Source organism: Variovorax sp. M-6, from assembly GCF_052114385.1.
Taxonomy (GTDB): domain Bacteria; phylum Pseudomonadota; class Gammaproteobacteria; order Burkholderiales; family Burkholderiaceae_C; genus Variovorax.
Genome location: NZ_JBFREQ010000036.1, coordinates 25,722 through 40,463 on the forward strand (window position 1 = coordinate 25,722; position 14,742 = coordinate 40,463).

Genomic DNA, 14,742 nt, shown 5'->3' on the forward strand with positions numbered 1-14,742 from the left:
ATCCGGACGGCGATGGCGGGCGAATTCCCATTCTTGTTCCGTGGATATCCGCCATTTTACTTTTCCGAAAACTCGCTTAAGATCTTGCAAACGATTGCAAGGATTCTGCATGAACATCGCCACTTCCCCCGATTCGGTGCTCGGCTTCGCGCTCGACGCCATGAAGCGCACGCCCGACCCGCGGCTGCGCACCGTGATGGACGCGCTGACGCGCCACCTGCATGCCTTCGTCCAGGAGGTCAAGCTGACCGAGGAGGAGTTCGAGCAGGCGCTCGAATTCATCGTCGCCATCGGCCATGCCACGGGCGAGACCAAGAACGAGGTGGTGCTCGCGGCCGACATCCTCGGCGTGTCCACGGTGGTGGCGCTGCAGAACAACCAGGATCCGCACGGCGAATCGCCGGCCGCACTGCTCGGCCCCTTCTGGCGCGCCAACTCGCCGGCCTGCGCGGCGGGTGACAGCATCGCGCGCTCGGGCACGCCGGGCACGCCGCTCGAAGTGACGGGCACGGTGCGCGACGGCCGCGGCCAGCCGGTCGCGGGCGCCACGGTCGATGTCTGGCAGGCCTCGCCCGTCGGCCTCTATGAAAACCAGGACCCGACGCAGGAAAACATGAACCTGCGCGGGCGCTTCACGACCGACGCGCAGGGGCGCTTTCATTTCCGCAGCGTGCGCCCGGCCGGCTACCCGGTGCCGACCGACGGCCCCTGCGGCGTGCTGCTGCGCGCCCAACAACGTCACCCGAACCGGCCCGCGCACCTGCATTTCATGCTGAGCAAGCCGGGCCACAAGGTGTTGATCACGCAGGTCTTCGCGGACGACGACGAGAACCTGGAGAGCGACCCGACCTTCGGCGTGACGCGGCAGCTGATCGGCCGTTTCGCGCTGGCGCCCGACGGGCAGAGCGCCACGCTGGACTACGACTTTCAACTGGAGCCGGGAGAAATGAAGTTCCCCCGCCCGCCGATTCCCTGATTCCACAACTCTTCCTCATCCCATGAGCTTCGATCCTGTCTCCCGACTCGACGGCAAGGTCGCCGTCATCACCGGTGGCCTTGGCGCCATCGGCTACGCGACGGCCACGCGCCTCGCCGCGCTCGGCGCCACCTGCGTGCTGCTGCACCGCAAGGGCGAGGACGCCGCCGCGCGCGCCGCCGTCCTGCCCTCCACGGACGGCCAGCGCCACGCGGCCATCCGCGCCGACATCGTCGACACGCCGAGCCTGCAGGCCGCCGCCGCCGAGGTGAAGGCCGCGCACGGGCGCTGCGACATCCTGGTCAACAGCGCGGGCCACACGCAGCCCGTTCCCGCCGACGACCTCGACGCGCTGACCGACGACCTCATCGACGACTTGCTGCGCGCCAACTTCCGCGGCGTGTTCGCCACCATCCGCGCCTTCGCGCCGCTGCTGAAGGCGAGCGGCGACGGGCTGGTGGTCAACATCTCGTCCATCGCCGGCTTCACGGGCGTGGGCAGCAACCTCGCGTATGTCGCGGCGAAGGCCGGGCTCGACGTGGTCGGCGACGCGCTGGCCAAGGCGCTGGCGCCGGCGGTGCGCGTGGTGTCGGTGTCGCCCGGCGCGGTCGAGTCGGGCTTCGTGCCCGGCCGGGGCGCGGAGTTCGCCGGCAAGATGGCCAGCAGCACGCCGCTCGGGCGCATCGGCCGGCCCGACGACGTGGCGGCTACCGTCGAAGCGCTCGCGACCACGCTGCGCTTCGTCACCGGCACGCGGATCGTGGTCGACGGAGGGCGTCACCTGTGAACAACGCCAAGACGCTCATCACCTGCGCGGTCACGGGCAACCTCGTGAAGCCCGAGCAGACGCCGCATCTGCCGATCACGCCAGTGCAGATCGCCGACGAATGCCTGGCCGCCGCCGAGGCCGGCGCGGCGCAGGTGCACATCCACGTGCGCCACCCGGAGACCGGCAAGCCCTCCATGGAGGTCGAGCTGTACCGCGAGGTGGTCGACCGCGTCCGCCGCGGGAACCGCGAGCTGATCGTGAACCTCACGACCGGGCCGGGCGGGCGCTTCATTCCGAGCGAGGACGACCCGAAGATCGCCGCCCCCGGCACCACGCTGCTGCCGCCGGAAAAGCGCGTGGAACACATCGCGCTGATCAGGCCGGACGTGTGCTCGCTCGACCTGAACACCATGAACTCCGGCCCCGACGTGGTGATCAACACGCCGAAGAACGTGCGACGCATGGCGAAGGTGATGCGCGAGGCCGGCGTGAAGCCCGAGCTGGAGATCTTCGATTCGGGCGACATCCACCTTGCGCTCGACCTCATCGCCGACGGCACGCTCGACGGCCCCGCCATGTGGACCTTCGTGCTTGGCGTGAAGTACGGCTTCGCGCCCACGCCCGAAACGCTGCTCTATGCGCGCACCCTGCTGCCGCGCGGCGCCTTCTGGAGCGCCTTCGGCATCGGCCGCGCGGAGTTCCCGATCGTCGCGCAGTCCTGGCTGCTGGGCGGCCACGTGCGCGTGGGCATGGAAGACAACATCTACCTTGAGAAGGGCGTGCTGGCCGAGAGCAACGCGCAGCTCGTGGCGAAGGCGCGGGACATCCTGCGCAGCCTGGGCGGCGAGATCGCCAATCCGCGCGAGGCGCGCGCGATGCTGGGCCTGCCCGACGCCCGTGCCGTGCAAGGGGCCGCACCATGAGCGCCGCCGCGATGCACACGCCCCGCACCTCCCGCGCGCTGCGCGTGAACGAGAAGGCCGCCAACCTCGATGCGCTGCGCCTGGACGCCGCGCCGCAGCCCGAACCCGCGGCGCCCCCCGGCCATGCCGTGGTGCGCGTCGCCGCAGCCGCCGTGAACCCGAGCGACGTGAAGGCCACGCTGGGCCTCATGCCACAGGCCGTTTGGCCGCGCACCCCGGGCCGCGACTTCGCGGGCACGGTGGTGAGCGGTCCGGGCGAATGGATCGGCCGCGAAATCTACGGCTCGGGCGGCGACGTCGGCATCACGCGCGACGGCTCGCATGCGCGCTACCTGGTGCTGCCCGAAGCGGCGCTGCGCGCCAAGCCGCAGGGCATCTCGATGGACGAGGCCGGCGCGGTGGGCGTTCCCTTCGTCACGGCGTACGAGGGCTTTCGCCGCAGCGGCATGCCGCAGGCGGGCCAGACGGTGCTGGTGTTCGGCGCCAACGGCAAGGTCGGACAGGCGGCGGTGCAGCTCGCGGCGCAGGCCGGCGCGCGCGTGATCGCGGTGCAGCGTGGCCCCGGCCCGTTCGAGGGATTCGCGAGCGCGCCGGTCGACGTGATCGACGCGCGCCACCATGCCGACGTGGGCGCACAGGTGCGCGAACTCACCGACGGGCGCGGCGCGCACATCGTCTACAACGCCGTGGGCAGCGCCTACTTCGAGGCCGCCAACAAGGCGATGGCCAAGGGCGCGACGCAAATCTTCATCGCCACGCACGATCGTGCGGTGCCCTTCGACATCTTCGCGTTCTACCGCGGCATGCACACCTACGTGGGCATCGACTCGCTGGCGATGGACTGCATCGCCTCCACTGCGCAGCTCGACGCGATGCGCGAGGGCTTCGAGCGCGGCACGCTGAAACCCTTTCCCGTGGCACGCCACTTCGCGCTCGACGAAGCCCTCGACGCCTACCGGCTGGTGCTGTCGGGCAGTACCGACCGCGTCGTGCTGCGTCCCTGAACGCAAGGACACCCGCCATGCACGTGACCCGTTTCAGCGAGGCGCCGCACTACGAGGCGCCCAACCATTTCGACATGCGCTGCCTGCGCCTGCAGGGCAAGGAAGCCGGCCCCTCGACGCAGATGTGGATGGGCATGAGCCAGATCCTGCCCGGCGGGCGCACCGGGCTCGACGGCTCGCCGATGGAAAAGCTCTACCTCGTGCTCGAAGGCCAGCTGCACATCGTCGGCGAGCTCGACGGCGCGCACCAGGAAGACGTGCTCGAGCCCTACGACAGCTGCCGCTTCGCGCCCGGCGAGAAGCGCCAGCTCGAAAACCGCAGCAACCGCCCGGTGCTGGTGGCGCTGGTGATGCCGAACGCACCGCCCGCCTGAAGCCGCTCACCGATCACGCATCGTTCATCGAATCGACCCACGGAGACAAGACGCATGAAGAAGGCATTTCAATCGGACCGCCGGCGCACGCTGGCGATGGCCGCCGCGCTCGCGGCCTGTACGCTGACCGGCGCCCACGCGCAGGGGCCCTGGCCAGGCACGCAATCGATCAAGCTGGTGGTCCCCTTCACGGCGGGCAGCGGCACCGACATCGTCGCGCGGCTGGTCGCCGAGAAGCTCGGGCCCGCGCTGGGCACCAGCGTGATCGTCGACAACCGGCCCGGCGCGGGCGGCACGCTGGGCGCGGCCCTCGCGGCCAAGGCGCCGGCCGACGGCTACACGCTGCTGGTGCATTCGGCCGGCCACCTCGTGAACCCGTGGATCTACAAGGGCCTGTCGTACGACACGCTCAAGGACTTCACGGGCGTCACGCCGATGGCCAGCCTGCCCAACGTGCTGGTGACCGCGCCCTCTCACTTCGCGGATGTGGCAGAGCTCGTGGCCAAGGCGAAGGCCAAGCCCGGCGGGCTGAACTACGGCTCCGCGGGCAACGGCTCGGCCACCCACATGAACGCCGAGGTGTTCCGCCTCGCGGCCGGCGTCGATGCGCAGCACGTGCCCTTTCGCGGCACGCCCGAGGCCATGACCGAGGTCATGGCCGGTCGCGTCGACTGGTTCTTCGCGCCGATGGTGTCGGCGCTGCCGCTGATCAAGAGCGGCAAGCTGAAAGCGCTGGCCGTGGGCACCGCCGGCCGCTCGTCGGCCCTGCCCGACGCGCCCACCACCGTGGAGGCCGGCGTGCCGGGATCGGCCTACCTGTTCTGGGTCGGCCTCTTCGCGCCTGCCAAGACGCCGCAGCCCGTGGTGGAACGGCTGCAGGCCGAGGTCGCGAAGATCATGGTGTCGCCCGAGTTGAAGGAACGTCTGGAGAAGCTCGGCGCCGAACCCTTCACCATGCCCTCGGCGCAATTCAACAAGTTCATCGCCGACGAGACCGCGAAGGCGCAACAGGTGGTCAGGGCCGCGAGCATCAAGGTGGATTGACGCCGCGGTGGCCCCTGTTGCGCGCTGGAAGACCAGGCGTTCATGGCCCGAATCTGCAAACCGCAGGACAATTCGTCAATACATCGAGCTTTGCACTCTGCACCATGGCACCGCGATATTCCGCATCCATGCCTTGAAGGGAAACCAGCAATGAGCTTCATCACCACCCAAGACGGCACCCAGATCTACTACAAGGACTGGGGCAAGGGCCAGCCGATCGTCTTCTCGCACGGTTGGCCGCTCAGCGCAGACGACTGGGACGGGCAGATGCTCTACTTCCTGCAGCAAGGCTACCGTGTCATCGCGCACGACCGTCGCGGCCACGGCCGCTCCAGCCAGACCTCCACCGGTCACGACATGGACCACTACGCGGACGACCTTGCGGCGCTGACCGAGGCGCTGAACCTGGAGCGCGCGATTCACGTCGGTCACTCGACCGGCGGCGGAGAGGTTGCCCGGTACATCGGCCGCCACGGCTCCAAGCGGGTCGCGAAGGCCGTGCTGGTCAGCGCCGTGCCGCCCCTGATGGTGAAGACGCCGGGCAATCCGGGCGGTCTCCCGATCGATGTCTTCGACGGCATTCGCGCGGCCGTCGCCTCCAACCGACCGCAGTTCTACAAGGACCTGACGCTGCCCTTCTACGGCTTCAACCGTCCGGGCGCGAAGGTCTCGGAAGGCATCCGCGAGCACTGGTGGCTGCAGGGCATGATGGGATCGATCCAGGCCCACTACGAGGGCGTCAAGGCGTTCTCGGAAACCGACTTCACCGAAGACCTGAAGAAGATCGACGTGCCGACCCTGGTCATGCACGGCGACGACGACCAGATCGTGCCCATCGCCGACTCGGGCTTGCTGAGCGCCAAGATCATCAAGGGCGCCCAATTGAAGGTCTATCCCGGGTTTCCGCACGGGATGTGCGCGACGAACCCCGAGCAGATCAACCCCGACCTGCTTGCCTTCTTCAAGGCTTAGGGCGAGAGCGGCGCAGGCTGCTCAGGGAGGGGCCGAGGCGATGCCGGCGAACTAGATCTTCGTCTGCATCGGCGGCTCGCCGAACACCGAATGGGCGAAGGTCCTTGGGTACCATTGCGTCGCATTTCCACCCGACCATGGCAACCCTTCATCGCTGCGAATGCTGGTTCGGCCAGCGCCTGGCGCGGCAGTACCCGTTTCACTCCTTGATGTTTCACATGCCGCGCGCGACCATCGATTCTCGAGCGCGCGATCGAGGACAGGGACGGCGCCCGCGTCAACGGGCTTGCACGGGTCACCCCATTCCGGGCGGCTACCGCGCGGCGTGCTGCGGTGCCTGGCCGGCGCTGATCGCGGCCGGAACGGCGGTGCGCATCGTTTCCAGGAATCGCCGTAGCTTGGCCGGATAGAAGCGTGCATGCGGATAGGTCAGGTACACCGGAAGCGGCGAAGCCTGCCAGTCGGGCACGAGCTGAACCAGTCGCCCTTGCGCCAGGTCGTCGGCAAACAGCCAGCTGGAGCCAACGCACACGCCCAGGCCCCGCAATGCGGCACTGCGCAAGGCATAGAGGCTGTCGGTGCTTATCCGCGGACTGATCGGCAGACGGAGTGCCTCACCACTCCGGGAATGCGCCAGCACGATGTCCGTCCGGTAGTACGTGCGAAGAGCGAGCCAGGGCAGATCGGCCAGCATCGCGGCGTGCGTGGGCGTGGCCTTTCCTGCGATCATCGAAGGGGACGCGACTGCGATGCGCGGCACCTCGGACAACTTTTGCGCGACGACCGACGGATCGCTGACTTCACCGACATGAATCGCGCAGTCGATGCCTTCCGCAACGAAGTCCGGCCGACGGTCGTGCAGCAGCCATTCCACCGACACCCGGGGATGCTGGCGCAGGTAGTCGGCCAGCGGGCCGACCAGCAGGTCCTGGCCGAACGCGTGCGGGACCACGACGCGCAGCGTGCCTTCGGGCTCGTTGTCCACCCCGCGCAGGTCCGCGTCGAAGGCCTGCCAGTTCGCGAGGATCTCCTTGGCACGCTCGAAGCAGCGCTCGCCGTCTTCGGTGAGCTTCATCGCGTGGGTAGAGCGGCGCAGGAGCCGCAGGCCCAGGAAGCGCTCGAGCGCCTGGAGCCGACGGCTCACGGTGGGCTGCGTCGCGCCCATCTGCGCCGCGGCCGCAGACAGACTTCCCGCCTCCACGATATGCACGAAGGTCTGCAACAGCTCGATGCGATCGGTGTTGCCGGGCGTGTTCGGCTTGGATTTTGCAGGTGGCATGGCGTTGTGCTTTATGTGTAAAGCGTATATCCGTTTTGCATGTCGCGCTACTACCGTTGGATTGTCGCGAGGCTCACACTTCGCTCCTTGCCGCGATTTTTAGGGTTAACACCATGTCTAATATTCAAAATGCGTATTCAGCCCAGGCGTCCGACGGCGCCTTGCCGGTCCCCCCGGCCGCACCGGCGTTGAGGACGCCGCTCGTGCTGTTGCTGGCGGGGGGCGCTGGCCTGGCGGTGGCATCGCTCTACTACAGCCAGCCGATGCTGGGTGTTCTGGGGTCTGACATCGGCGCTTCAGCCCGGTCGGTCGGGCTGGTTCCGACGTTGACGCAACTCGGCTACGCGATGGGCATCTTCTTCCTGGCGCCTCTCGGCGACCGGTACGACCGGCGCAGCATCATCCTCGTCAAGGCTGCGGTCCTGGGCGCCGCGCTGTTGCTCGCGGCCGCTTCACCCTCGATTGCAACCTTGCTTGTCGCCAGCCTGGTCATCGGTCTCTCCGCCACCATGGCGCAGGACATTGTTCCTGCCGCTGCAACCCTCGCACCCGAAACCCATCGAGGCAAGGTCGTGGGCATGGTGATGACCGGCTTGCTGCTCGGCATCTTGCTGTCGCGCGTCGTGAGCGGCTTCGTTGCGGAGCATTGGGGCTGGCGAGTCATGTTCATCGCCGCGGCCGCAAGCATCGCGCTCATCGGTGCCGCGGCATGGCGCAGCCTGCCGCGCTTCAAGGCGACGACCCACCTGTCCTACGGCGCGCTGCTGGGGTCGCTCGCCAAGCTGTGGAAGCGACATGGTTCGCTGCGGCGCGCCGCCTGGTCGCAGGGCCTTCTCTCCGTTGGCTTCAGCGCCTTCTGGTCGACCCTGGCAGTGATGCTGCATGGCGAGCCCTTCCATCTCGGTGCGGCAGCGGCTGGGGCCTTTGGTCTTGCTGGCGCGGCCGGAGCGCTGATTGCACCGATGGCCGGTCGTCTGGCGGATCGACGTGGTCCCGAGCTCGTGGCGCGGCTCGGTGCGGGACTGGTCGTGGTCTCGTTCAGTGCCATGGCGCTCGCGCCGTTCATGATGCCGAGCGCGCAACTCTGGCTGCTGGTGGCCAGCGCTGTCGGTTTCGATCTTGGCATTCAGGCCGCGCTGATTGCGCATCAGACCATCGTCTACAGCATCGATCCCGGCGCACGCAGCAGGCTCAACGCCGTGCTGTTCACGGGCATGTTCATCGGCATGGCCGTGGGTTCTGCTGCCGGTGCGCTGTTGCTCGCTCAATGGGGCTGGATCGCGGTCACGGCACTCTCCGCGGCTTCGGCGCTTGGCGCACTCGTGCTGCGCGTCTGGCCGCGTGCCGCTCGAGACGAACCCGGAGGGTGCTGCTAAGCTCACGACCGACCGACTGCTGTCGGGCCAGGTGCGGACCTTCGGGTCGATATCCCTGGATCAACCACGTGGTCAGGACCCAAGCTTGTCACCCAAAGTCTCCCGCATTGCACTCTCGGCTTCGGCAGCTGCGCTCGGAAGCATCGCTGCCTACTGGGCCCTCCTTGCGGCACGCCAGGGACATATCCTGTTCGACGCTCGCAAGCGCCACCCCGTCGTTCATCTGTCCGACGACTTTTCCACCTACTCTCACACCGTGCCGGGCGGGATGGTCCGCGGGTATGTCTATCACCCCCAGGGTGAGGAGGCACTGCAGGACCTGTTCATCTATTTCGCGGGTCGAGGCGAGGACGTGCGCGCCACCGCCAAGGCATTGCACTGGCTTCCGCAAGGCTTCGGTTTTGCCGCGGTCAACTATCGGGGGGTGGCCGATTCCGAAGGTCACCCTTCCGAGGTCGCTTCAGTCAAGGACGCGTGCCAGTTTGCCAATCACCTTCGCCGAGCCCTGCCGAAGGTACGCCTGCACGTCGTCGGCCGGAGCCTGGGGACGGGGGTGGCCATCCAGTTGGTGGCGCGACAGGAATTCTCGAGCCTCCAACTGGTCACGCCGTACGACTCGATGCTGGAGGTGGCAAGGAAGCGCTTTCCGCTGGTGCCGCTTTCCATCCTGCTGCGGCATCAGTTCAACTCGCTCGCCCACAGCCGGGAGGTCGCCGCGAAGACCCAGGTTCTGCTGGCCGAGTCGGACGACGTCGTGCTGCCGGAGCGCTCGCAGAAGCTCATCGCTGCCTGGCCGACGCCCATCTGCGTGCAGACGATTCCCGGCTCCGACCACCACAGCATCATGGGCTTCGAAGCGACCTGGCTCCATCTCGTCGACTTCGCGTTGACGGCCGTCCTGTCCGAGCCGAAGGCCGCATGACCCTGCCACCGCCGCTCATTCCAACGACACTCATGAACGACATGCATCAACGAATCGCGGACAGCTTCCACGCGCAGGGCCTGATGGCGACCCTTGGTGCCCGGCTTGCCCTGGTTGCAGATGGCGAGGTCCACATCGAGCTGCCCTTCTCGAGCGGCCTCTCCCAGCAGCACGGGTATCTTCATGCGGGCGCGACGACCAGCATTGTCGACACCGCGTGTGGCTATGCAGCCTTGACGAAGGCGCCGCCCGGCTTCGAGGTGGTCACGGCCGAGTTCAAGATCAACCTCTTGCGACCTGCCCTCGGTGAGCGTTTCCTGGCCATCGGGCGGGTGCAGAACTCGGGGAAGTTCCTGACCGTCTGCACCGGCGAAGTCCGGGCGTTCGCCGGAACCGGGGATGCCCACAAGGTGGTTGCCCTCATGCAGGCCACCATCGCCAATGTTCGGCGGTAAGGGCGAGTCCCGCTGAGCGGGTGCTTGGACCGTGGAGCTTGGGACCGCGAGCAAGCACATTGTGTCGTGGCGGCACTGTAGGCAAAGGCAGAATCCGGCCCGGCACCGGACACACTCATATTTACCGATCATGAACACACCCCCTGCAGATCAAACCGAAACCGACTGGCAACTTCCGTGGGAGGGGGGATGCCGTTGCAACAAAGTGCGGCTGCGCGTCAGCGTGCCTCCGTTGCTCGCCATGGCGTGCCATTGCACGGGTTGTCAGCGCATGAGCGCGAGTGCATTCTCGATGTCACTCGCCATTCCTTCACACGGCTTCGAAGTGACTGCCGGTGAACCCGTGATCGGTGGACTGCACGGCAGTTCGCACCACTTTTTTTGCCCCCATTGCAAAAGCTGGATGTTCACGCGCACCGACGGCATGGACGAGTTCGTCAACTTGCGGCCCACGATGCTCGACCGTCACGAGTGGGTTGTGCCCTTCGCGGAAACCTGGACAGACGAGAAGCTGCCCTGGGCATCCACGCCGGCTGTGCACAGCTTTGGCAAACTGCCCGCGATGGAGGACTTCCCGACGTTGATCCAGGCGTACTCGCAAAAGGGCGCGCGACCCGCGAAGATCTGAACCTGAGCGCCCGGCGCTGCCTCGGGACCGCCTGCTTGCGCTGGGCGGCGGATTCGGTCCCGAGGCGGAATTGGCTTCGGCGCCGGCGCCGAAGCTAGAATCCCCGAAGCCGCAGGACTGCCTTGCGTGACGGGGCACTGGCGAGTCGCCTGACTCGTGCCGGGCAGTCGACTTCCGCACCTCCTCATGTTCCTGGAGGAACTCTCGTGACGCGTGGTCCCGCCGAAGTCGACGACGACTTGCTGCTCAAGGTCGCGCCCCCGCGGGTGCCTCGCCATCTCGTGTCGCGCGCCCGCCTCCTTTCGACCGAGGCTGCGATTCGGGATCTTCCTGCCATCCTGGTGCAAGCCCCGGCCGGCTTCGGCAAGACCTCCTTGCTGGCGCAGTGGCGGCTCGAGCATCTGTCCCATGGGTCCGTGGTCGCCTGGTTGTCGGGCCAGCCGCAGGACGACCCTCAGCGCCTGGCGCAGAGCCTCGCCCTGGCGGTCCGGCGCGGGGCCGGGCGTTCCACTTTCGGCCACACCTTGCTCGACGCCGTCGGCCCGGGCGGCCTCGAGGGCGTCACGGTGTGGCTGGCGGAACTGGCACAGGCGGCGCTGGACGCCGTGCTGATCGTCGACGAGGCCGAACGCCTGCCGCCGGCCTCGCGCGAAGCCCTGGCCTACCTGTTGCGCAATGCGCCGCCGAACCTGCGCGTGATCATCGCCGCGCGTCCCGATTGCCGGCTGGACATCGATGACCTCATCGCCTACGGACAATGCGTCGTGATCGGGCCATCCTCGCTTCGCTTCCGGCTTGCCGAAACCCTGGAGCTCGTCCGGGCCCGCCTGGGCGCCCGCTTCGACAACGACACCGCCGCCCGGCTCCATGAGTTGACCGAGGGCTGGCCCCTGGGCCTTCAACTTGCACTGACGATCGTCGCGCGCGGTGTCGATGCGCGCGCCGATGTCGCGCGCATGGCCGGGCTCGACGGCGAACTGAGCGACCATTTCGTCAAGCTGCTGCTCGCCCATCTCGACCCCGGCGACAACGACTTCCTCATTCGCATCTCGATCCTCGACCACTTGCATCCGGACTTGTGCCGCGCCGTCACGCAGTACGACGACGCGACCGCGAGACTGGCACGCCTGAGCCGCGACACGCCCGTCTTCGCCGCGGCCGAGCGGGGCGACTGGCTGCGCATGCACACCCTCGCGCGCGACGTGTTGCGCAAGCTCTTCTCGGGCTTGACTGCGGCACAGCAGGCCGAGGCGCATGCGCGCGCGGCGGAGTGGCTCGCCGACCACGGCCTGCTCGAGTACGCAGCCCGGCATGCCTTGACCGCAGGCCAGCAGCAGAAAGCCTACGGGCTGGCCGAGCGCAGCCTCTACGAGTCCGTCATGAGACATGGCCGGCAGGGGGCGGTGCTCGAATGGCTGGCGCAGCTTCCGGCGGCCGAACTGGATCGGCGGCCCCGGCTCCTGCTCGCGGCCGCCTGGAGCCTGGGCGTCAGCGAACGCCACGAGGAAGCCGAGCGTCTGGTGGCGCGCATCCTGGCCCGGCCCGAGGTCGACGACGAGCTTCGCTGCGAATGCGCGCTGATCCTCGGCGGCGCGGCGCTGTTTGCGGACGATCCGGACCGCTTCGCGGAACTGCACGATCCGTGGGCGGAAGCAGTTCCGCTGCGCGATCCGATGCTCCTGCAGGCGCATGCCAACCGGATGGCGTACCGTGCGCTGCTCGAAGGCGAGCCGGCCCTGGCGCGCCTGCGCGAGCAGCAGGCGCCGCGCGGCGATTTCGGTCGCGGGGTGGGCTACACCGGCCGCTGGGGCGAGTTCATGGTCGGGTTCAGCTACATATGGGAAGGCCAGATCCTGCTCGCCGACAGCTTTCTGCGGCCAGCCGTGGCGAGCGCAGAGGCCGACCTGGGGCGGCGCAACCGGTTCAGCTGCATGCTGGCGGCGCTGCTGGCTGCGGCGGCCTGGGAGTGCGACCGCCCCCATGATGCGACCGCCCTGCTTGCCGATCGGCTCGATATCCTCGAACGCAGCGGCGTTGCGGAGTCACTGTGGCTGGCCTACCGGACTATGGCGCGCATTGCGGCGGCCGAAGGCGCCGAACACCGTGCGCTCGAGTTGCTCGGAGCCCTCGATGCCGTCGGCGCCGTCCGAGGGCTGCCGCGCCTGCGCATCGCAAGCCTGGCCGAGCAGGTGCGCATGCATGCCGGGCGATACCGCGCGGCGAGTTGCCGAGAGCTCTGCGAGCGGATCGATGCACTGCTTCACGACGGCGCCTGGCCCCAGGGCCGGCTTTGGCGGCGCAGCGTGGACATCCTGCGCGAGGTCGCCCAGGGGTATGCGGCGATCGCGGCGAAGGATTGGCGCGCGGCGCTGGGGCCGCTGTCACGCGCCGACGACATGGCGCGGGCGCTCCAGCAGGGCCGCCTGCATATCGAAGTCCTCGGCCTGCACGCCTTCGCCCTCGACCAGTGCGGCGAGGAATCGCAGACACGCCTGCGTGAAGCCATGGACCTGGCGGACACCTACGGTCTGCGGCGGGTGTTCGCCGACGCCCATCCCGACCTGGGCGACTGGGTGCGCAAGGTCGCCGCAGCAGGGGCTGGGCGGGAAACCCTTGCACTCGGTCCGGCGCCGGCGCCGCGGCCGATCGCGAAGAAACCGGAGGCGCCACGACCCGCCGCGCCCTTCGGCATGGTGCTCACGCCGAAGGAGCGCGAGGTCATGGAACTGCTGGCGCGCAACCTGTCGAACAAGGAAATCGGACGCGCCATGCAGGTCGGCGAGACCACCATCAAGTGGCACGTGAAGAACCTGTTTGCCAAGCTGGATGCGGGGACCCGCAAGCAGGCCGTCCTTCGTGCCCGCATCCTCGGATTGATCAAGCCGGCCGACTGAGCCCCCGCCCCGCCAGGGGAGGGGGGTGCCCCTCCTGCAAGGAGGGGGCGCCGACGGAGCGTTCTCCCTATTCTCAGTGCCTGCGGAGCCGCCGGACGCGCGGCTCGCTCCACCCCACGAGCCCGGGCCCGCCCAGGGGCTCACTACGGAGACAAACAGGCCATGAACCCAGTCACCCTCCCGCGCCGGCTGCCGGCCGGGCCCGCCGTCGTCACAGCCGCGGCGCTGAAGACCTCCATCAAGGTCGAGCCGCTGACCTGCACGATCGGCGCCGAACTGCACAACGTGCACCTCGGCGCGGCGTCGCGCGATCCCGGCCTGATGGCCGAACTTCGCACGCTGCTGCTCAAGCACAAGGTGCTCTTCTTTCGCGACCAGGACATCACGCGCGCCGAGCACGTCGCCTTCGCGCGCTGCTTCGGCGAACTGGAGGATCACCCGGTGGTCGGCAGCGACCCCGAACACCCGGGGCTGGTGCGCATCTACAAGGACCTCGACAGCAAGAAGGAGCACTACGAGAACGCCTGGCATTGCGACGCCACGTGGCGCGACAAGCCGCCGTTCGGCTGCGTGCTGCGCTGCGTCGAGACGCCGGAGGTCGGCGGAGACACGATCTGGTCGAACATGGCCGCGGCCTACCTGAACCTGCCCGAGTCCATCAAGGTGCAGATCGCCCACCTGCGCGCTCGCCACAGCATCGAGGCGACCTTCGGCGCGGCGATGCCCATCGAGCAGCGCCACAAGCTCAAGGCGCAGTACCCCGACGCCGAGCATCCGGTGGTGCGCATCCATCCCGACACCGGTGAAAAAGTGCTCTTCGTGAACGGTTTCGCGACGCACTTCGTCAACTTCCACACGCCCGGGAACGTGCGCTACGGCCAGGACTTCGCGCCCGGCGCCAGCCAGCTGCTGAACTACCTGATCAGCCAGGCCGCGATTCCCGAGTTCCAGGTTCGCTTCCGCTGGAAGAAGAACAGCGTGGCCTTCTGGGACAACCGCTGCACCCAGCACTACGCCGTGCAGGACTACTGGCCCGCCGTCCGAAAGATGGAGCGCGCCGGCATCGTCGGCGAAGCGCCCTTCTGAGCGGATCTTCTTCTTCCTTTTCCTTCCCCACGAGGTCTTC

At 68.0% G+C, this 14,742-nt stretch carries 14 protein-coding genes; 13 read left to right on the forward strand and 1 reads right to left on the reverse strand.

The genetic code is table 11. The annotated features are described in order from the left end of the window. Window positions 1-109 precede the first annotated feature (109 nt). From AB4Z46_RS29390 to AB4Z46_RS29420, 7 genes are all read left to right on the forward strand, one after another. On the forward strand, window positions 110-976 hold the full coding sequence (locus AB4Z46_RS29390; protein ID WP_442287086.1) for a dioxygenase family protein: 867 nt from the start codon (window positions 110-112) through the stop codon (window positions 974-976). A gap of 22 nt (window positions 977-998) precedes the next feature. Beyond that, window positions 999-1,763 carry an SDR family NAD(P)-dependent oxidoreductase gene (locus tag AB4Z46_RS29395; RefSeq protein ID WP_442287087.1) on the forward strand — a complete coding sequence of 255 codons (765 nt, stop codon included), beginning with the start codon at window positions 999-1,001 and terminating at the stop codon, window positions 1,761-1,763. Further along, window positions 1,760-2,668 carry a 3-keto-5-aminohexanoate cleavage protein gene (locus tag AB4Z46_RS29400; RefSeq protein WP_442287088.1) on the forward strand — a complete coding sequence of 303 codons (909 nt, stop codon included), beginning with the start codon at window positions 1,760-1,762 and terminating at the stop codon, window positions 2,666-2,668. Before AB4Z46_RS29395 ends, AB4Z46_RS29400 begins: the two co-directional genes overlap by 4 nt. Further along, the gene (locus tag AB4Z46_RS29405; RefSeq protein WP_442287089.1) at window positions 2,665-3,672 is read left to right on the forward strand and encodes a quinone oxidoreductase family protein; all 1,008 of its coding nucleotides are present in this window, start codon (window positions 2,665-2,667) and stop codon (window positions 3,670-3,672) included. Before AB4Z46_RS29400 ends, AB4Z46_RS29405 begins: the two co-directional genes overlap by 4 nt. A 17-nt stretch (window positions 3,673-3,689) precedes the next feature. Next, the gene (locus AB4Z46_RS29410) at window positions 3,690-4,046 is read left to right on the forward strand and encodes a cupin domain-containing protein (RefSeq protein ID WP_442287090.1); all 357 of its coding nucleotides are present in this window, start codon (window positions 3,690-3,692) and stop codon (window positions 4,044-4,046) included. A gap of 54 nt (window positions 4,047-4,100) precedes the next feature. Continuing rightward, complete coding sequence (locus AB4Z46_RS29415) at window positions 4,101-5,090, forward strand: tripartite tricarboxylate transporter substrate binding protein (RefSeq protein ID WP_442287091.1); 990 nt, start codon at window positions 4,101-4,103, stop codon at window positions 5,088-5,090. 150 nt (window positions 5,091-5,240) lie between these two features. Further along, window positions 5,241-6,062 (forward strand): alpha/beta fold hydrolase, encoded by an 822-nt coding sequence (locus AB4Z46_RS29420; protein ID WP_442287092.1) that lies wholly within the window; start codon window positions 5,241-5,243, stop codon window positions 6,060-6,062. Window positions 6,063-6,375: 313 nt separating this feature from the next. On the opposite strand, the gene AB4Z46_RS29425 is transcribed toward AB4Z46_RS29420, so the two are convergent. Beyond that, entirely contained in the window at window positions 6,376-7,341 is a 966-nt protein-coding gene (locus AB4Z46_RS29425; RefSeq protein WP_442287093.1) for a LysR family transcriptional regulator, read from the reverse strand. A 113-nt stretch (window positions 7,342-7,454) separates the two neighbouring features. Here AB4Z46_RS29425 and AB4Z46_RS29430 point away from each other — a divergent pair, with 113 nt between their 5' ends. The 6 genes from AB4Z46_RS29430 to AB4Z46_RS29455 all read left to right on the forward strand — a co-directional run bounded on the left by AB4Z46_RS29430 (window position 7,455) and on the right by AB4Z46_RS29455 (window position 14,702). After that, on the forward strand, window positions 7,455-8,717 hold the full coding sequence (locus AB4Z46_RS29430) for an MFS transporter (protein ID WP_442287142.1): 1,263 nt from the start codon (window positions 7,455-7,457) through the stop codon (window positions 8,715-8,717). Window positions 8,718-8,802: 85 nt separating this feature from the next. Continuing rightward, a complete protein-coding gene (locus tag AB4Z46_RS29435) occupies window positions 8,803-9,639 on the forward strand; it encodes an alpha/beta hydrolase (RefSeq protein WP_442287094.1) in 837 nt (278 codons plus the stop codon). A gap of 32 nt (window positions 9,640-9,671) precedes the next feature. Beyond that, window positions 9,672-10,094 (forward strand): PaaI family thioesterase, encoded by a 423-nt coding sequence (locus AB4Z46_RS29440; RefSeq protein ID WP_442287095.1) that lies wholly within the window; start codon window positions 9,672-9,674, stop codon window positions 10,092-10,094. Between the two features lie 130 nt (window positions 10,095-10,224). Further along, window positions 10,225-10,722 (forward strand): GFA family protein, encoded by a 498-nt coding sequence (locus tag AB4Z46_RS29445; protein WP_442287096.1) that lies wholly within the window; start codon window positions 10,225-10,227, stop codon window positions 10,720-10,722. A 206-nt stretch (window positions 10,723-10,928) separates the two neighbouring features. Continuing rightward, complete coding sequence (locus tag AB4Z46_RS29450) at window positions 10,929-13,616, forward strand: LuxR C-terminal-related transcriptional regulator (protein WP_442287097.1); 2,688 nt, start codon at window positions 10,929-10,931, stop codon at window positions 13,614-13,616. A 162-nt stretch (window positions 13,617-13,778) separates the two neighbouring features. Continuing rightward, window positions 13,779-14,702: a TauD/TfdA dioxygenase family protein gene (locus AB4Z46_RS29455; protein ID WP_442287098.1), complete on the forward strand. Its 924-nt coding sequence runs from the start codon at window positions 13,779-13,781 to the stop codon at window positions 14,700-14,702. The last annotated feature ends 40 nt before the right edge of the window (window positions 14,703-14,742 follow it).